Origin of the sequence: Kribbella sp. NPDC023972, from assembly GCF_040639075.1 — a bacterium.
Lineage (GTDB): Bacteria > Actinomycetota > Actinomycetes > Propionibacteriales > Kribbellaceae > Kribbella.
In genome coordinates, this window is the sequence record NZ_JBEZZH010000009.1 from 165992 (window position 1) to 183201 (window position 17210).

Below are 17210 nucleotides of genomic sequence, written 5' to 3' on the forward strand. Positions count from 1 at the left end.
TGGCCGAATGGAGCACACCTGCCGATGACTTCGAGCATGGCCCGCCGGCGAGCGACGCGTCGATCGCCGAAACAGAGGAACGATTGGGCACTCGACTGCCCGATGCACTCGCGTTGCCGGAGGAACCTCGGCGGCGGCAGGCCAGTGGTCGCCTTCACGCGATCCGGAAGCCGGCAGTGATGAGGTCGGTGGTCCGAGAACTCGGTCCGACGCGGAGTGCGAACTCGCCCGGTTCGACCACGCGGCGGCCATCGGCGGTGACCACTGTGCAGCAGGCAGCAGGCAGCCTTAGGTCTACGGTCATGGTTTCGCCCGGCTCGATGTTGACCTGCCTGTATGACTTGAGTTCCTTTTCCGCCCAGGTGACTGTCGTGACCAGGTCGCTGACGTACACCTGAACTGTTTCCAGGGCCGGGCGGGCGCCGGTGTTGGTCAACTTCACCTCTGCGTGGATGGTGTCGTCCGGGCCCAGGTCTGGGGTGTGCATGACGAGATCGGTGTACTCCACAGTGGTGTAGCTGAGCCCTTCTCCGAATGCGAAGAGGGGGTCTTGTGTGAGGTCGGCATAGCGGTCGCCGTGTTGGCCGCGCAGGACGTTGTAGTACACGGGCTGCTGGCCGACGTGTCGCGCGAACGACACTGGCAGACGACCGGACGGTTCGATCCGCCCCAGAATGAGCTCGGCGATGGCGCGTCCGCCGCGCATGCCCGGGTTGAATGCCTGGATGAGCGCAGCGGCGTTCAAGGCCGCAGGCGGGAGGACAGCAGGCTTGGAGTTCAAGAGCACAACGATCATGGGCGTGCCCGTTTCCGCCAACGCCTCAAGGAGGGCCACCTGCCCGCCGACGAGTTCCAAGGTGGCGGTCGAGCGGCCTTCTCCGATCAGCGAGACGTTGTCGCCAACGACGGCGATGACGTAGTCGGCCCGCTGTGCGGCAGCCACGGCGTCGGCGATCATCACCGGGTCGGGCACCGCCGGCTCGAGCACCGGATACCGCGGTTGACCGTCGGGAAACACCGCGCCGGCAGGGTTGGGCGCGAGCACCCCGATCTCGGCGCCCCTGCTGTAGTTGACCGTCCAGTCGCCGGGTGCGACGGCTCGAAGCCCGTCCAGCACGGTCTCGACAGTCTCGCGTGGGTGACCGTCGGCCATCCAGTCCAGCTGGCCGGAGGCGCCGGCCCAGTCGCCGAGCTGCGCGTGCGGGTCATCAGCATTGGGCCCGACCACGAGCAACGTCCGCGGTGCGACGCCGGCCGAGGGTGAACCACTCGTCAAGTCCGGCGCTTCCCGAGCATCTGCTGGGCCACCTGTGCCGCCCTCAGCGGGCCCGCTCACCGCGGTGCCGGCAACCGGACCGCCCTCCAGCGGCAGTGTTCCGTCGTTCCGCAGGAGCACCAGGGATCTGCGCGCAACCTGGAGATTCACGGCCGAGTGCTCGTCGCATCCGATCACCGCGGCTTGGCGGGCGGGGTCGGGCAGACGCGCGTCCTCGAACAGTCCCAGCTCGAACTTGAGACGCAGGATGCGGCGCACCGCCCGGTCGATGTCTCCCTCGCTGATCACTCCCCTGGCCAGGGCTTGCTGAGCACCTTCGAAGAAGGAGGGTGTGGCCATGATCATGTCGTTGCCGGCGCGGACGGCGACTGCGGCTGCCTCCGCGTCATCGGCGCACACCTTCTGCTCCCACACCATGCGACCGACATTGTCGAAGTCGGTGACCAGCGTTCCGCTGAAGCCCCATTCCTCCTTCAGTACATCGCCGAGCAGCCAGGTGTTGGCGGTGATGGGCACGCCGTCCAGCGCCTGGTAGCCGAGCATGAAGGTGCGACAGCCTTCTTGGACCGCCCGTTCGAACGGCGGCAGGAACCATGACCGGAGTTTGCGCCGGCTGAGGTCCGCCTCACTGGCGTCTCGGCCGCCTTGGGTCTCGGAGTAGCCGGCGAAGTGCTTCGCGCAGGCCAGGACCGCCGTCGGGTCTTCCAAGCCCGCTCCTTGATATCCACGGATCATCGCGGCACCGAGCTCGGAGATCAGGAACGGGTCTTCGCCGAACGTCTCGTCCACGCGGCCCCAGCGCAGGTCACGGGTAATGCACAAGACAGGGGAGAAGACCCAGTGGATCCCGGTTGCGGCGGCTTCGATCGCAGTGACCCGGGCGCAGCGTTCGACCAGGTCGACATCCCATGTGGCGGCCATGCCCAGCTGTGTCGGAAAGATGGTCGCCCCCGGCCAGAACGAGTGACCGTGGATGCAGTCCTCCGCGATGAGCAGCGGGACGCCGAGCCGGGTTTGGGAGGCCAACGCGACTGCCTCGCTCATCTGCTCGGGGGAGGCGTGAAGGATGGACCCGGCGGACCTGGTCACGACGATGTCGTGCAGGTCACCGGTGGCGTCGAGTTGCAGTAACTGGCCCACCTTCTCCTGACGGGTCATGCGGATCAGCAGATCGTCGACTCTTTCGTCGACGCTCAGGGACGCGTCCCGGTACGGCTCTGCGGTCGTCAGGGGCTTGGGCGAGCGGGACAGGCTCGACGAGGCCATATGGGGCTCCAGTCTTGGTTGATGGGGGGCGGCCTGGCTTCGCAGGCCGGCCCCCGATTTTGTGGGGATCGTCTTTCCGCCGATCCACCGTGGGACCGTGGGATCTCTATTTGATTCCGGCGGATGCGACGCTCTGGATGAAGAACCGCTGAAGGGAAACGAAAAGCGCCACGATGGGTGTGATGACCAGGACCGAACCGGCGAGCAGCAGCCCGTAGTCGGTAGCGTCCTGCCCGGTGGAAAACAGGGACAACGCCACCGGGAGCGTGTATTTGTCTTCGCTCTGGGCGGCGACGAGCGGCCACAGGAAGTTGTTCCATGACCCGAGGAAGGTCAGGATGCCGAGGGTCGCCAGCGGCGGACCGCACAGCGGTAAGACTATGCGCGCGAACGTCCGGACCTCACCTGCGCCGTCGACGCGGGCTGCTTCGATCAGTGAGTCCGGGATGCCGAGCATGAACTGACGCATCAGGAACACGCCCAGGGGTGTCGTCAGAAACGGCAGGAACAGTGCAGGGTACGTGCTGACCAACCCGAGCTTGCTGACCAGCACGAACAACGGCACGAACGTCACGACACCCGGGGTCATCAGCGTGATCATGACGAGCACGAACAGCACGCGCTTGCCCGGGAAGTCCATCTTCGCCAATGCGTAACCGACCATCGAGCAGAACGCCAGGTTGCCGAGAACTGTGACGACTGCGACGAGGAGGCTGTTGACGAAGAACTCCTGAATGTTCAGCTCGCTGAACCACTTGGCGTAGTTGCCCCAGGTCGGGTCCGAGGGCAAGAACCCAGTCGGGTTCCGCAGGATTTCGCCCTGCGTCTTGAAGGAACTCAGCACCATCCACACAAACGGCAGCATGGTGGCGGCGCCCGCGACGATCAGTGCCGAATAGATCAACCCTTGCCGCACCGGCCTGCCACCGCGGCGCCGGGGCCTGGTGGGCGTCGCCCGTCCGTCGGGTTCAAGGGCCAGTCGCGTGTCCTCGGAGATTGTCATGTGGGTCTCAATCCTTGGACCGTAAGGCCCGGAACTGGACAAGGCTGAGCAGTGCGATCGCCACGAACAGGATGTAGCTCGCGGCCGATGCCGTGCCGTACTTGCCGAAGCCGAACTGGTTGTAGGTGAAGTAGCTGATCGACAGGGTGGAATCCAGCGGGCCGCCCTTCGTCATCACAAACGGTTCCTCGAAGAACTGCAGATACCCAACGGACAACAGAACCGCGCCGAGCAACAGCGTCGGGCGCAGCAGCGGCAGGGTGACACGCCGGAATGTTGCCCAAGCGTTGGCGCCGTCGATCAGGGCAGCTTCCTTCACCTCTTCAGGGATGCTCTGGAGCCCGGCCAAGAAGATGATCATCAGCGTCCCCATGTTCCGCCAGACCGCCACCAAGATCATGGCTGGCATCGACCATGTCGTGCTGTTCAGCCAGTTCGGCCCGTCGATGCCGACCCAGCCGAGCATCGCGTTGAGGAGTCCGTTGTCCTGCAGGATGAACCTCCACACAACCGCCACCGCAACGATGCTGGTCACCACTGGGGTGTAGAACCCGACCCGGAACACCGTGCGGAAACGGTTGATGCCGCTATTGAGGGCTACGGCCAGCGCCAGCGCCACGACCATCGTGAGCGGAATTCCCACGACCACGAAATACGCGGTGACCGACATCGACTTGAGGAACTGTGGATTGCTGAGCAGGTCGGTGTACTGATTGACGCCGACGAAGCCCACCGACAGCGGGGTCTGTACGTCGCTGCTGGTGAAGTCGGTGAACGACATGAGGAACGAGGACACGATCGGGAGCAGCATGAAGATGCCGAAGCCGAGCACGAACGGCAACGCGAACAGCCAGGCAACAAGGCCTTGCCGGCGGCGACGCGCCTTGCTCGCGCTCCCTCGGACCGCCCGGCCGGCGCGGGTGACGCCACCCGGGCCGGCCATAGTCATCCTGGGCATGCTCAGCCGCCGCTTCGGGTGCCGATGGAGTTGGCCGTGGCCTGCAGGCTCTTCATCGCATCCTCTGGGGCCACTCCTGCCCTGACGATCTTTTCGAGGGCCGTGTCGGCGGCGGCGCTGACCTGGGTCCAGGTCTTCAGCGACGGCGGCGAGTTGGTGTCCTTGAGTTGCTCGCCGAAGACGGACAGCTTCGGGTCGTTAGCCAGTGCCGGGTCCTTCCAGGCGCTCTGTACCGCGGGCAGGTCGCCGACCGCCTTCTGCCACCGGACCTGGACGTCGGGCTTGGTGAGGAACTGGATGAACTTCCAGGCCGCGTCCTGGTTCTTGCTCTTCTTGAACACGACCAGGTCGCCGCCACCGATGAACGATGTGGCCGACTCGTCCTTGGGGACCATGGCCACGCCTACCTTGTCAGCAAAGCCTGGTCCGCCGGCCTTGGCGATCGAGCCGATACCGCTAGGGCCGGCAATCCACATGGGGACGGAGCCGTTCACGAACGCCGACTCTGCCGAACCCGCGCCCGTGTCGGGGTTTGGGGTTGCGATGCCGTCGGTGAAGAAGCTCTTGTAGTACGTCATCGCCTTGACCCAGGCGGGACTGTCCAGGGTCCACTTGGTCTGGTCCTTGTCTGTCAACTCCGCGCCGGCCGACCAGGGGAAGAACAGCATGGACTGGAAGGAGTCGGCTCCGCTCACGGGCAGCGTGATTCCCCATTTGGCCCCAGCCTTGGTCTGCATAGCCTTGGCCATGGCCTTGAAGTCGTCCCAGTTGGTGGGGAACGTGGTGTAGCCGGCTTTGGCGGCGAGATCCTTCCGGTAGTAGATGACCCGCGTGTCGACGTACCACGGGACGCCGTACGTGGTGCCGCCAATCTGGGTGGATTTCACCGCCCCGGGGAAGAAGCCGCTGGTGTCGATGGAGGTGGGCGTCGGGACGAACGCATCGGCGAAGTCACCCATCCATGTCGTCCCCATGTGGGCCAGATCGGGTGTCGAGCCACCTGCGATCGCGGTCTGGTACTTGTTGTGCGCAGCGTCCCACGGGATGGCCGTGATGTTGACCTTCACCCCGGGATTCGCTGCCTCGAACTCTTTGGCGAAGGGCGGCAAGGCGGCGCCCTCGTCGGCCTGCGCCCAGACAGTGATGGTGCCCTTGGCGGGGCCAGCGGCGATCGTTCCGGCCGCTGCCGGCGTCCCCGACGTTTCGCTGTTTCTGCCGCATGCCGTGAGGAGTATCGCGGCGGACACGAAGATGACCGCCGCAGATTTCGCTCTCTTTGAAAACATCGATGCTTCTCCATCCAATGGTCGGTGGTGTGGTTGCCGTCGCGGCGCTGATCAGCGCGGCCGCGCGCGACAACAAGCGGCAGTCAGGCCGCGTAGCTCGATTTGGGGCGCGAGGCAACAACTAGGTCCTCGCGGAGGATGCCCGAAGGCCGAGGCCAGTCCTACGTGAGGACCTCGGCGACGGTAGACGTGCGCCACAGCGCTGTTGTTGGCGGCGGTCGTGCTGCTGGTCGTACACTCGAAAGCGGGGCCATTGCCAGACCGAGCGCGCCGAACGCTAAGCGGCGGTCACCGATCCTGCTGAGACCGGTCAGCACCGAGTGGGCGCCGAGCGCCGCAGCTGCCACGGCCCTGCCGGGGACCTGATCAAGCCGCCAGAGTTGTTAACATAGATCTCCTTCGGAAGTTGATTCTGCTGTCGGTAGACCCTCAAATCGCCCGCGGCACGTCGCTCCCGAGGAGGGTGCCGGCGGCCTGGCCGCCGTCGGCACCGCAGCATCGCCCGGGCGAAGTCCTGCGTGGTGTCTGTTTCTCAGGCTTTCGCCTCCTTCTCATTTCCACTGGTGCGTAAGGTCGACTCCCTGATCACCAACGATGCGGGAACCGTCCGCCGGATCGGCCCCTGGACACCGCCCATCTGCTTCAGCAGGATCTCGACCGCCTCACGGCCCACCGCTGCCATGTCGTGGTGCACGGTGGTGAGCCGGACGTCAATCCGGTTCGCGTCCCGTACGTCGTCCCAACCAGACACCCCGATGTCCTCGGGGATCCGCAAGCCCGCCGCGCGGAGGGCGGCGAGGGCGCCCATCGCCATCGGATCGTTGCCTGCGACGATGCAGTCGGGTCCATGCCGGAGAAGGGCCGCCGCGGCGTCGTACCCGCTCTCGTAGGAGAAGTCGCCCACCGCGACCAGGTTGGCGTCGATCTGATCGGCACCACCCATCGCCTCGATGAACACCGAATGCCGTTCCTCGGCATCGGTGTTGCCGATCGGGCCGCGGATCGTGGCGACACGCATGTAGCCCTGATCGCGCAGGTGCTCCATCAGCGCTCTCGTAGCAGTGATGTTGTCGATCGCCGCATAGCTGGTATCGGTGCGACTGCTGTGCCGGCCGATCAGGACGCAAGGCAGCCCGCTGTCCAGGAGCTCATCGATCCATGGCTCGTTTTGGGCGAGAATGGACACGACCAGGCCGTCGATGATGCCGTTACTCACCGTTTCGCGGATCGCGCGACTCGGCCGATCGTGCGACAGCCAGAGCATCACGCCCCCGTCGTGCTCGCCCGCCGCCGTGGTCACCGCGCTGACCAGTTGCGCGCCGTAAACGTCGTCCATCAGGGAACTCGGCACAATGAGACCGAAGATCCCCGAGCGCCCGGTCGCGAGCGTCCGGGCGGCCACGTTCGGACGGTAGCCCAAGGCCTTCGCCACCAGGCGAACGCGGTCGGCCGTCTCCTCGCTGATCCGCGGGTCGCCCTTCAACGCCCGCGATGCGGTCGAGCGCGACGTGGCGCTCATCCGGGCAACATCTGCCAACGTCACCACCGCTTGCACCACCCTTCGTGACACCTGAAGCCGAGCGCTTGTGCAACCGGTCGCACACCCTGGATGGTCAACGACTGTAAGACGCTGGCAACACCCTGGCAACCCCTCGGTTACAACTTTGCCGATCCACCGTGCAACCAGTTGCACGCCGGATCCTGTCTGGCGCCTATGAAAGTGGGATCGCAACCCAACCCGCACGCCGCGGCCCGATGTGGCTTGCCGAAGTCGCAGTCGCTTGACTGGTGCAGAGAACGCACGACGCTGTGCTGGCCTTGGGCGACCTGTACGAGTTCTGGCTGGACAAGTCCAAGGCCGAGGACGATCCGGACCGCTGGCTGACGACGTTCACGATCATCACCACCACCGCGACCGACGACGTCGGTCACATCCACGATCGGATGCCCATGTCCGTCGCTCCGGAGAACTGGGAAGCCTCGCTCGACCCCAGGAACGACGACACCGACCGGGTCCGGTCGCTGATGGCGCCGCCAACACCTGGCAGCTTGGACATCTTTGCGATCTCGACAGCCGTCAACAACGTGAGGAACAACGGACCAGACCTGCTCAAGCCCATCATGGCTGGGACAGACCCCGAGCACTAGGCGGCCGCATCGCGCCGCCGTCGACGACGCGTGGCATGCCGAGGTCGACAACACCGCTGGTGCCGCTGGTTGCCCGGATACGTTCGGCGGCGGCTTGCTTCTCGCGCAGCAGCCTCAGCGTGAGGTCGATCCCCTCGATCTCACCAAGCCAGCCTTCGGCGGTTCCGCAGGCGGTGTGAAGAGCTTGCTGTCGCTGGTGTCGAGGACATCGCCCACCCGCGGAGCCGTCTACTGTCCACGCGCGGGTTGAACACCGCGATTCGCTACGTTGCCTACATTGACACCCTCGAAGGAGCTGATCTTGCGCGCCGCTGAACTGACCATGGGCCGTACCTTTGCCGTCCACTTCGACCACGGCGACGACTTCTACACCGCACTCGCTGAGTTCTGTGCGGAGTACGACGTACGGCAGGGCTTCATCCCGATGTTCATCGCCGGCATGCGTGACGTCCAGCTCGTCGGCACGTGCGAGAAGCTGGAGAACCCGGATGCTCCGGTCTGGAATTCTGTGCATCTCGAGAACGTCGAGGCCGTCGGTGGCGGCACCCTGGCGTACGACGAGGAGACCGGCACCGTCCTGCCGCACATCCACGTCTCGGTCGGCCTGAAGGCACACTCGGCGACCGCGCACACCAGCCACCTGCTCGGCGCGAAGATCCAGTTCCTCACCGAGATGTACCTGGTCGAGGTAACAGCCCCTGGCTTCTCGCGTCCGCGCCAGCCAGACCTCTTCAACGTGCCGCTCCTGTCGTTCGGCGATGCCGGGTAGTCAGGAGATCCTGGATTTTCGGAGCCGGGTTCTGGTCCAGCCGTAGCACGGCGATCGTCGACGTCATGGATGTGAAGTCGACTTTGGCGCAGGCATCGTGAGCCCGCGTGAGTGTGATGCGAACGCGGTTCCGAACGCCGCGGAACGGCGGCGCCTACTCGAGGCGAATCGGGCGGCGTCGGGATTCTTTCGCCGGGAGTTGCTTAGGGCAAAGGGTGGTTGGGGCCGTGAGTACGTGGTCCGTGGGGGAGCACTTGAACTACTGTCCCCGGACTCGAAATGGGCTGTGGGCCACGCGCCGGACGAAACGTCACGACTGGTCGGGTAGCTCCACAGGAGTGGGACACTGATGGCGCGACCGCAGCGACTGCACCTGCCGTACCGCCCTGTGTCCATTCTGACCAGCGCAGATTCAATCTCCTCGAGCGCCGCACGTGCTGCCACGGCGAGTTTGCGACCGACCTCGATGTGCGGTGTGGAGCGTGCCCCGGAGGCGTCGCGGCCGCTTCCTGCGGCAATCTCGCCCAGCTGCTGCAGCCGGAAGCGCCGGTCCTCTTCCAGGCTCACACGTAGCATGTTCAGGTCGGCATCGCCAAGCAGTTGATCGTCGACAGCCGCCACATCTGAAGCACGCCGGATCCGCGCGGTCTGCGTGGCGTGCCTGGTGAGGTGCAGGGTCCTGCCCACATCCGTGGTCATCTGGATCGAAGTCCTTTCGAACTGCCCGCGATGATGACAGCCGGCGTGCGCCAAGGAGGCATTGCACACGCCGGCTGAGCGACGCTGGTCGGGTTGGGTGACTGCGTCGGACCACCACCATGACCGAAGCCCTCGCCGGAGACCATCGGGCCTGACACCCATTTGCTGGGCGTGCGGTCACACGCCGGCTGTCGGACCTTGCCGGACGGCGCATCGGCGAGACCCGGCCCTCCTACCCAGTCGCACTCGACCGGTGCGCCGTCACGAAACGAAGGTTCGCCGGGAGGTTGCCGGTACTCGGCAACCGGAGCATCCGACGTTCGCCGACCGGACCCGTATCGAGGGGCAGGCGTTCCATGCGTTCTGGCTGTCGGGTGACCGGGTAGTCGCCGGCATGCAGGTCAACCGATGGGACGACCGCATCGCGCCGGTAGAGGAGCTGATCCGCGGTAGGCAATCCATCGACCCGGATCGGCTCGCAGATAGCTCGGTGCCACTCGCCGCGCACGTCCTGGTCTAGTGGTGTCGAGTCAACCAGTCATCAGCAGGCAGATGCCGAGCGCCACCAGGCCGATGACCTTGGCGGTCTCCAGGGCGACGTAGTAAACGTGGACGGTCGAACGGGGCAGGTTCTCGCCGGCCAGCACTCGGTCGGAGCGCCGGTTGAGCTGTGGACGGATGATCGTGAGTTGTCCGGCGAGGACGACGGCGACGGCTGCAGTAAGGGTGGCTGCCGTGGCTGAAGGCCGCCCGGCGATGATCGCTGCGAGCGTCACCGCCGCTAGTGCGAGCTCGACCCGATTGAGCGCCCGGAACACGATACGCCCGATGCCAAGGCCGACCGGGATGGTGACGCCGGGCGCCCGGAACTTGAGCGGAGCCTCAAGGAAGGAGATCGCCAGGACCATGCCGAGCCAGACGAAGACTGCAGCCGTTGCCACTGCAGTTGCAGTCGCGTTCACCTTGCTTCTCCAGGGATTCCGGTTGGATCTGTGATCTGGGCAGGGGCGCGAGTGGGGGAGAGCTTAACGATGCAGGCATCGGGCTCGGCGAATGGCTCCAGGCTGGTCGCTGTGATCGGTGCACGGATCTCGGAGAGGGCGCCTTGCATCAGGCCGAGATGCAGTGGGCACAACGTGGAGGTGAACTCCTCTGCGAGCTCCAAGAAGGGACAGTGGCGCAACCTGATGCGCTCGGCTGCTTCGCTGTCTGGCTCCGGGGCAAAGCCCAGGTCGGTCATCAGCGCGCTCAACCGCTGAGTCGCCTCGGCGGCACCGGGCTGATGGGTAGGTGGGACGGGCTCGACCAGATAGCCGCCCCAGTTGCGGCCCGCGTCCTCTGCAGCGGCGCCTGCATCGGGGCCGGTGGACAACTGGCCAAGCAGGATCTTGGCCAGCAGTTGGTACTGGCGCTGCCCGCCACGGTCCATCCCAGGCCGTGGGGTGTGCACGGTCCGGGGTCTGCCCCGCCCGCTCGGCTTCTCCAGTCGCCGATCGACCAGTCCTTGCGTCACGAGCGCATCGAGATGGAAGCGGACCGTGTTGGGATGGACGCCGAGTCGTCCGGCGAGCTCAGTGACGCCCAGCGGAGCGTCGGAGTCTCGCAGAACTTCGAGCAGCGCCTGACGGCGTGACCCGTCGTCGGTGGTCCGGTCGTTCCTGGTCATGATGGTCAGCTTGCCTGAACCTGTGGCGGCAGTGTCGAGACGAGGGGGTTGTCGTGTGTGATCAGGCCGATCTTGTAGGTTCCAACGGGGGCCCCGAGGTCATCGAAGGATCCTGCGTTCGCGGCCTGGTAGTCCTTCCACTGCTCGGGCAGATCGTCCTCGTAGGAGATGGCCTCTACCGGGCATGCCGGTTCACAGGCACCGCAGTTGATGCGCTCCTCGCGATGGATGTACAGCGAACGCGCACCTTCGTGGATGCAGTCGACCGGGCACTCCTCGACACAGCCGCGGTCCTTGAGGTCTACACACGGCAACGCGATCACGTACGTCACAATCGACTCCCTCACAGCTGCTTGTATTTTCTACAAATACCACATGTAATAATCATAGAAAACCTTGACGTGAGGGGAGTGGCAGCATGTCGGCTTCGGAGATCTTCGTCCAGAAGACCGAGACCGATCCGGACGTGATCGCCTGGGGCGCGGTCCGCGAGGCTCACGAGCGGTTGCGGTCCAGCCTGGCGGAGTTGACTGCGGTGCAGTCGGGTGCTGGCGGGGCTCAACCACGGTCGACCGCACTGACGGACTTCTGCCTACGTGATGTGCGCCGGTACTTGGTCACCGCGGATCGGGACCTGTACGCGCCCGCGGCCGGGGACAACGAGACCCGGATCCTGATCGAGGCTCTCCGAGTCGGCGCCGCAGCACTCGACGCGCAGATCGACGAACTGGCGGTGGCCAACCCGGTTGATGGGGCCAGGCTTGGCGTGATGATCGCGGCGGCCTTGGACCTTCACCTCCGGATCGAGGAGTCGGTGTTGCTTCCTGCGCTCGCCGGCCGGCCCGGCGTGGACCCCGTGCGGCTGGCCGCGGAGGTGCAGGCCTATCTCGCAGGGAAGGAGGTCGAACAGCCGGTCATCGACGTACGGAACATCGCGCGAGGTGGACGTCACCCGAGGGTCTTCGCTCGCTATGCGCGCCTGGCGCCCGGAGAGGCGTTCATCCTGGTCCACAACCACGACCCCAAGCCGCTACGACAGGAGTTCGAAGCCATCCATCGTGGCGCCGTCAGTTGGGACTACTTGCAGACCGGGCCTGACGAATGGCGAGTCCGGATCGGCAGGGTCGCTGCTGATGCCTGAGGCGTCGGCGACTTCAGTCGACCCCCTGGCTGAGCAGCCGACGGTGCGGGTCCTAGTCGACCTTCACGAACTCGTCGATGATTCGTCCCTACCGTCAGGTGCCCGGTGGACGCTCGCCGAGCCGGGACGCCAGCTCGACGCGAACCTTATCCATCTGCCGTCCGGTCGACGTGTGGACACCCACACCGAGCCCGATCTCGACGTGGTTCTAGTCGTCGTCGCCGGTGGTGGCACCGTCGGTACACCTGACGGAGAGCAGGTTCTTGCCGACGGCAAGGTGGTCTGGTTGCCTCACGGCACGACCCGCAACGTCACCGCCGGCAACGACGGCCTGTCCTACCTGACCATCCATCGACGTCGTCCAGGCCTGCAGATCAGGAAGCGGCCCGGTCAGTAGGCCGCTCAGAGCCGACCTGCCAGTCAGCGTGGCTCCTGCAGGCGCCGGGCCAAGCGTCGTAGTTCGCCTTCGTCAATGGGTCCGGGCACTGACCAGTGATGCGATGACCGTGACGATTAGGATGCCGGCGATCGCGCTCAAGGAGACGCCTGTGCTGATCTCGGGGACGTGGACGGGCCGGCCGTCGTTGACGAAGGGCAGGTGGTTCTCGTGCAGCGCGTGCAGGATGAGCTTGACTCCGATGAAGCCGAGGATCGCGGCGAGGCCGTAGGACAGGTAGACGAGGCGGTCCAGTAGTCCGTCGATGAGGAAGTACAGCTGTCGCAGGCCCAGCAGAGAAAACGCGGTGGCGGTGAAGACGACGAACACGCTCTGGGTGAGGCCGAAGATCGCCGGGATGGAGTCCAGCGCGAAGAGGACGTCGGTTCCACCGATTGCCACCATGACGAGCAGCATCGGCGTCATCACCCGCCGGCCCTTGTCGATGGTGAAGAGTCTGTCGCCGTCGTAGGTTTCAGAGGTCCGCAGGAATCTCTTGGCGAGGCGGACGGCGACATTGTTCGCCGAGCGGCCCGTCGCAGTCTCGGGTTTGAGCATTTGGCCGGCCGTGACGAGCAGGGTCAGCCCGAAGAGGTAGAACACGAAGGCGTAGGAGTTGACGAGCGCAGCGCCGAGGAAAATGAAGGCGGTGCGCGCGAGGAGAGAGAAGACGATGCCGAAGAGCAGCGCCTTTTGCTGGTCGGCGCGCGGCACGTTGAAGCTTGCCATGATGATGAGGAACACGAAGAGGTTGTCGACCGACAACGCCTTTTCCGTGATGTAGCCGGCGAAGTATTCGCCGCCCATCGCCGCGCCGCCCAGGAGCCAGACGCCGACGCCGAACAGGACGGCGATGCCCACGTAGACGGCAGACCAGATTGCTGCCTCGCCGAGGGTCGGAGTGTGGGCGGCGCGGACGTGGAAGAAGAAGTCGAACAGCAGCAGAGCAAGGATCCCGAGGATCGTCAGCGCCCAGACAAGCGTGGGAACGGCCATCAATCATCGGTCACTGTCGCCTCGTGGTGATGGCGTGCCAGCTGTTCAGCGCTGACGCGCCGCAGCTCGGCTGCCGGGAACGGCGACAGCAATCGCCACCCGAGCTGGAGGGTACCGGTGAGAGTACGGCGGTCTGGTCCCTGTCCGAGGTAGGTGCGTTCGAAGGCCGCGGCGAAGGCAAGATAGCGCCGGTCCGCTGCGGGCAGTCCGCTCTCGCCGACGATCGACATCAGGCGCCGGACCTCACGCCCCCGGGCGTAGCAGGCATACAGCTGATCGGCGAGGCCGCGGTGGTCGGCGCGGGTCCTGCCGGCGCCGATGCCGGCGTTCATCAGGCGTGACAGCGACGGCAGTACGTCGATCGGGGGGTCGATGCCTTGCCGGTCGAGTTCACGCGAGAGCACGATCTGGCCTTCGGTGATGTAGCCGGTGAGGTCTGGGATCGGGTGGGTGATGTCGTCGTCCGGCATGCTAAGGATCATCAGCTGGGTGAGTGATCCGGTGCTGCCGCGGACCCGGCCGGCCCGTTCGTACAGTGCTGCGAGATCGGTGTACATGTAGCCGGGGTAGCCGCGGCGGCCCGGCAGCTCCTCGCGGGCGGCGGAGATCTCGCGCAGTGCTTCGCAGTACGCGGTCATGTCGGTCATCACGACGAGGACGTGCCGGTGCTGTTCGAACGCCAGGTACTCGGCCATCGTGAGCGCGACCCGGGGCGTCAGCAGCCGTTCGATGGTGGGATCGTCGGCGAGGTTCAGCAGCAGGACGCTGCGGGCGGCCGCACCACCGGTGAGGAACTCGGTGCGGAAGAACTCCGCCTCGCGGCGAGTCACGCCCATGGCGGCGAAGATGACGACGACCTCGGCGTCGTCGCCGGGCACGCGGGCTTGGGCGGCGATCCGAGCGGCGAGGCTGTTCGCGGGGAGCCCGGCGCCGGAGAAGATCGGCAGCTTCTGGCCTCGCACGAGCGTGGTGAGTCCGTCGATCGCCGAGACACCGGTTTCGATGAATTGGTCGGGGTGGGCGCGGGTGATTGGGTTGAGGGGGAGGCCGTTGACGTGGCGGTAGTCGTCCGGGACAGGTTGCGGGCCGCCGTCACGCGGCCGGCCGGCTCCGTCGAGGACGCGGCCGAAGTAGTCTGTGCCGACACCGGTCGTGGCTGTGCGGCCGCGGGTGAGTACGGAGGTTCCGCGGCGTCCTATTCCGGCGGTGCCGCCGAAGACCTGGACGACGGCCAGTGAGCCGTCGAGCTCGAGCACCTGGCCGTCCCGGACCGAGCCGTCGCCGGTCTCGACCTCGACCAGTTCCCCGTACCCGACGCCGTCCATCCCGTCTACGACGATGAGGGGGCCGGCGACCCGGGTCACGGTGTGGTGCCCGATGGTGAAGAGGGGGTGGGCTTCGGTGGTGGTCACAGCGAGCTCATTTCTTCGGCAATCCGTTGGATGAGGCGGGTGGCGGAGTCGTCGACGGCGCCGGGCGGCCACCGGCGCATCCGGCCGAGCTCGACCAGCACGCTTGCGGAGGTGATCTCGGTGATGGCGACGCCCCGCTCTAGGGCCGAACTCATCGCGGCGGCAGTCTCGTGGATTACGCGCAGCATGGCCAGCAGTCGTGGCGGTGGGCAGGATGCGTCGAGGTCGTCGAACGAGGACTGTTGGAGCAGGTCTTCGCGCAGGGCTTGCCCGATGCGTAGGCTGATCCGTTGCTCGGGTGCCAGCGCTTCGACGCCGAGCAAGGACACCACTTCCTGCAGGGCGCCTTCGTCTTGCAGGCCTGCTGCTGCCCAGCGGCGCAGCGGCGACCAGTCCGGGCCGATCTCCTGGTCGAACCATTCGTCGAGGTCGTACTGCGAGAAGCTGCGCAGCCAGTTCACGGCGGGGAAGTGGCGTTGTCGGGACAGGGCGGTGTCGAGCGCCCAGAAGCAGCCCGCGAGCCGCAGGCTGTTCTGGGTGATGGGCTCGGAGAAGTCACCGCCGGCCGGTGAAACGGCGCCGACGATCGTGACTGACCCGGTGCGTTCCGGTGTGCCGAGGCATTGGACCACGCCGGCCCGTTCGTAGAAGCCGGCCAGGCGTGTGGCCAGGTAGGCGGGGTAGCCGTCCTCGGCTGGCATCTCCTCCAGCCGGCTCGAGACCTCGCGCAACGCCTCGCCCCAGCGGCTGGTCGAGTCGGCCATCATGGCGACGTTGTAGCCCTGGTCCCGGTAGTACTCCGCGATCGTGATCCCGCTGTAGATGCTGGCTTCCCGGGCGGCGACCGGCATGTTGGACGTGTTCGCGATCAACACAGTCCGCTCCATCAGCGGGGCGCCGCTGCGCGGATCGGACAACTCCGGGAACTCCTCGAGCACCTCGGTCAACTCGTTGCCGCGTTCGCCGCAGCCGACGTAGACGACGATGTCCGCGGTCGAGAACTTGGCCAGGGCCTGTTCCAGCACCGTCTTGCCGGTCCCGAAGCCGCCCGGGATGATGGCGCTGCCGCCGCGGGCGACCGGGAAGAGGAGGTCGAGGACCCGCTGGCCGGTGATCAGCGGCACCCTGAGCGGCAGTCGGTTCGCGACCGGACGGGCAAGGCGCAACGGCCACCGATGCATCATCGCCACCGGACGCGCATCGATGTCCACGACAGGATCAAGGACCGTGGCCGGCCCTGGCCGGACCGCCGTGACGACCCCACGGATGCCTGTCGGCACGAGGATCCGGTGCTCGATGGCGCGCCCCTCGGGCACCGATCCGAGCAGGTCACCGGGTCCGACGCGGTCCCCGACGTCGACGGCGGGCCGGAACTTCCACCGCAGGTCGCGGTCCAGGCGGGGCGGGTCTGCGCCTCGGGCGATGTACACATCGCTGTCCGTGCTGAGGCTCTGCAGCGGTCGTTGGGTGCCGTCGAGGATCGCGCCGAGGAGTCCAGGTCCGAGTTCGGCGTACAGGGGTTCGCCGGTCGCCTCGACCGGTTCGCCGACCTGCAGTCCCGTGGTGTCCTCGAAGACCTGCATCACCACCAGGTCGCCGTCGAGCTTGATGACCTCACCGAGGAGTTGTTCGGCGCCGACCCGGACCACGTCGAACAGGCGGGTGTGGGGCAGATCGGTGGCACTGACCACGGGTCCGGAAATCCTGACTACCCGTCCGCTGTCGGTGGCCACCTGCCTGCGTCCACCCCCGGGTGACCGTGATGACGCGAGCCTGGTGTGTTGTCCGGGCATGGTCATGGGGTACCTCCGCTGGGTGTGAAGGTGATCTGGTAGCCGATCGCGCGGGCAAGCAGGTCCCGAAGCGCCGCGTCCTTGGCCGCGGAGACGTCACCGTCCTCGTCGGGGAGGCTGAGGATGAGCGGGCTGGTCTGCTTGGCCCAGGCCGCGCGAACCTGCGGTGGAACGGCTGACCAAAGTGCCCCGTGGACGGCGACGACCGCGGCCCGGCCGTCCGCGATCGCTGCGGCGACCGCGGCGACGGTTTCGTTGGCATCGACTGCCGTAACAGTTCGGGCGCCGCCGAGGAGATAACCGATGGCCGTCATGGGGGTTGCGATGACGAGTGCGTCGCTCATGGGCTGGTCCTTCCGAT

General features: G+C 66.1%; 17 protein-coding genes. 5 read left to right on the forward strand and 12 right to left on the reverse strand.

All coding sequences use genetic code 11. From position 1 onward, the window contains the following. Positions 1-154: 154 nt before the first annotated feature. From AB0F43_RS30355 to AB0F43_RS30375, 5 genes are all read right to left on the reverse strand, one after another. Positions 155-2542, reverse strand: coding sequence for a glycoside hydrolase family 3 N-terminal domain-containing protein (locus tag AB0F43_RS30355; RefSeq protein ID WP_360484399.1), 2388 nt, complete (start codon positions 2540-2542; stop codon positions 155-157). 106 nt (positions 2543-2648) lie between these two features. Next, complete coding sequence (locus AB0F43_RS30360; RefSeq protein ID WP_360484402.1) at positions 2649-3545, reverse strand: carbohydrate ABC transporter permease; 897 nt, start codon at positions 3543-3545, stop codon at positions 2649-2651. Between the two features lie 7 nt (positions 3546-3552). Then, the gene (locus tag AB0F43_RS30365; protein WP_360484405.1) at positions 3553-4494 is read right to left on the reverse strand and encodes a sugar ABC transporter permease; all 942 of its coding nucleotides are present in this window, start codon (positions 4492-4494) and stop codon (positions 3553-3555) included. Between the two features lie 11 nt (positions 4495-4505). Next, positions 4506-5789: a sugar ABC transporter substrate-binding protein gene (locus AB0F43_RS30370; RefSeq protein ID WP_360484408.1), complete on the reverse strand. Its 1284-nt coding sequence runs from the start codon at positions 5787-5789 to the stop codon at positions 4506-4508. A 532-nt stretch (positions 5790-6321) separates the two neighbouring features. Beyond that, complete coding sequence (locus AB0F43_RS30375; RefSeq protein ID WP_360484411.1) at positions 6322-7533, reverse strand: LacI family DNA-binding transcriptional regulator; 1212 nt, start codon at positions 7531-7533, stop codon at positions 6322-6324. A 44-nt stretch (positions 7534-7577) separates the two neighbouring features. Here AB0F43_RS30375 and AB0F43_RS30380 point away from each other — a divergent pair, with 44 nt between their 5' ends. The 3 genes from AB0F43_RS30380 (at position 7578) to AB0F43_RS30390 (ending at position 9925) form a co-directional block, all read left to right on the forward strand. After that, positions 7578-7937 carry an SOS response-associated peptidase family protein gene (locus AB0F43_RS30380; protein ID WP_360484414.1) on the forward strand — a complete coding sequence of 120 codons (360 nt, stop codon included), beginning with the start codon at positions 7578-7580 and terminating at the stop codon, positions 7935-7937. Positions 7938-8238: 301 nt separating this feature from the next. After that, on the forward strand, positions 8239-8706 hold the full coding sequence (locus tag AB0F43_RS30385; RefSeq protein WP_360484417.1) for a PPC domain-containing DNA-binding protein: 468 nt from the start codon (positions 8239-8241) through the stop codon (positions 8704-8706). 952 nt (positions 8707-9658) lie between these two features. Further along, on the forward strand, positions 9659-9925 hold the full coding sequence (locus AB0F43_RS30390) for an oxidoreductase C-terminal domain-containing protein (RefSeq protein WP_360484420.1): 267 nt from the start codon (positions 9659-9661) through the stop codon (positions 9923-9925). Positions 9926-9935: 10 nt separating this feature from the next. Here the strand turns inward: AB0F43_RS30390 and AB0F43_RS30395 are convergent, their stop codons facing one another. From AB0F43_RS30395 to fdxA, 3 genes are read right to left on the reverse strand one after another with little or no spacing between them, the layout of a single operon-like run. Further along, on the reverse strand, positions 9936-10367 hold the full coding sequence (locus AB0F43_RS30395; protein WP_360484423.1) for a hypothetical protein: 432 nt from the start codon (positions 10365-10367) through the stop codon (positions 9936-9938). Beyond that, positions 10364-11071, reverse strand: a complete 708-nt coding sequence (locus AB0F43_RS30400) for a helix-turn-helix domain-containing protein (protein WP_360484426.1) — start codon at positions 11069-11071, stop codon at positions 10364-10366. Before AB0F43_RS30400 ends, AB0F43_RS30395 begins: the two co-directional genes overlap by 4 nt. Before the next feature lie 5 nt (positions 11072-11076). Further along, positions 11077-11403: a ferredoxin gene (gene fdxA / locus AB0F43_RS30405; protein WP_360484429.1), complete on the reverse strand. Its 327-nt coding sequence runs from the start codon at positions 11401-11403 to the stop codon at positions 11077-11079. A gap of 86 nt (positions 11404-11489) precedes the next feature. Between fdxA and AB0F43_RS30410 the strand changes: the two genes are divergently transcribed. Both AB0F43_RS30410 and AB0F43_RS30415 read left to right on the forward strand, forming a co-directional pair. After that, positions 11490-12212, forward strand: coding sequence for a DUF2249 domain-containing protein (locus tag AB0F43_RS30410; RefSeq protein WP_360484432.1), 723 nt, complete (start codon positions 11490-11492; stop codon positions 12210-12212). Further along, positions 12205-12609, forward strand: coding sequence for a hypothetical protein (locus AB0F43_RS30415; RefSeq protein ID WP_360484435.1), 405 nt, complete (start codon positions 12205-12207; stop codon positions 12607-12609). The genes AB0F43_RS30410 and AB0F43_RS30415 overlap by 8 nt, the downstream gene beginning before the upstream one ends. A 72-nt stretch (positions 12610-12681) precedes the next feature. On the opposite strand, the gene AB0F43_RS30420 is transcribed toward AB0F43_RS30415, so the two are convergent. The 4 genes from AB0F43_RS30420 to AB0F43_RS30435 are packed head-to-tail and all read right to left on the reverse strand — an operon-like array spanning position 12682 to position 17193. Then, positions 12682-13644 carry a TerC/Alx family metal homeostasis membrane protein gene (locus AB0F43_RS30420; protein ID WP_360484437.1) on the reverse strand — a complete coding sequence of 321 codons (963 nt, stop codon included), beginning with the start codon at positions 13642-13644 and terminating at the stop codon, positions 12682-12684. Further along, complete coding sequence (locus AB0F43_RS30425; protein ID WP_360484440.1) at positions 13644-15056, reverse strand: V-type ATP synthase subunit B; 1413 nt, start codon at positions 15054-15056, stop codon at positions 13644-13646. The genes AB0F43_RS30420 and AB0F43_RS30425 overlap by 1 nt, the downstream gene beginning before the upstream one ends. Further along, a complete protein-coding gene (locus tag AB0F43_RS30430; protein WP_360484443.1) occupies positions 15053-16855 on the reverse strand; it encodes a V-type ATP synthase subunit A in 1803 nt (600 codons plus the stop codon). The genes AB0F43_RS30425 and AB0F43_RS30430 overlap by 4 nt, the downstream gene beginning before the upstream one ends. Continuing rightward, the gene (locus AB0F43_RS30435) at positions 16852-17193 is read right to left on the reverse strand and encodes a V-type ATP synthase subunit F (protein WP_360484446.1); all 342 of its coding nucleotides are present in this window, start codon (positions 17191-17193) and stop codon (positions 16852-16854) included. The genes AB0F43_RS30430 and AB0F43_RS30435 overlap by 4 nt, the downstream gene beginning before the upstream one ends. Between the last annotated feature and the right edge of the window lie 17 nt (positions 17194-17210).

Bases quoted from the DNA above. Each gene is read 5' to 3' on its own strand.
- AB0F43_RS30355 (WP_360484399.1), bottom strand. From the start codon at position 2,542: ATGGCCTCGTCGAGCCTGTCCCGCTCGCCCAAGCCCCTGACGACCGCA.
- AB0F43_RS30360 (WP_360484402.1), bottom strand. From the start codon at position 3,545: ATGACAATCTCCGAGGACACGCGACTGGCCCTTGAACCCGACGGACGG.
- AB0F43_RS30365 (WP_360484405.1), bottom strand. From the start codon at position 4,494: ATGACTATGGCCGGCCCGGGTGGCGTCACCCGCGCCGGCCGGGCGGTC.
- AB0F43_RS30370 (WP_360484408.1), bottom strand. From the start codon at position 5,789: ATGTTTTCAAAGAGAGCGAAATCTGCGGCGGTCATCTTCGTGTCCGCC.
- AB0F43_RS30400 (WP_360484426.1), bottom strand. From the start codon at position 11,071: ATGACCAGGAACGACCGGACCACCGACGACGGGTCACGCCGTCAGGCG.
- AB0F43_RS30410 (WP_360484432.1), top strand. From the start codon at position 11,490: ATGTCGGCTTCGGAGATCTTCGTCCAGAAGACCGAGACCGATCCGGAC.
- AB0F43_RS30415 (WP_360484435.1), top strand. From the start codon at position 12,205: ATGCCTGAGGCGTCGGCGACTTCAGTCGACCCCCTGGCTGAGCAGCCG.
- AB0F43_RS30420 (WP_360484437.1), bottom strand. From the start codon at position 13,644: ATGGCCGTTCCCACGCTTGTCTGGGCGCTGACGATCCTCGGGATCCTT.
- AB0F43_RS30430 (WP_360484443.1), bottom strand. From the start codon at position 16,855: ATGACCATGCCCGGACAACACACCAGGCTCGCGTCATCACGGTCACCC.
- AB0F43_RS30435 (WP_360484446.1), bottom strand. From the start codon at position 17,193: ATGAGCGACGCACTCGTCATCGCAACCCCCATGACGGCCATCGGTTAT.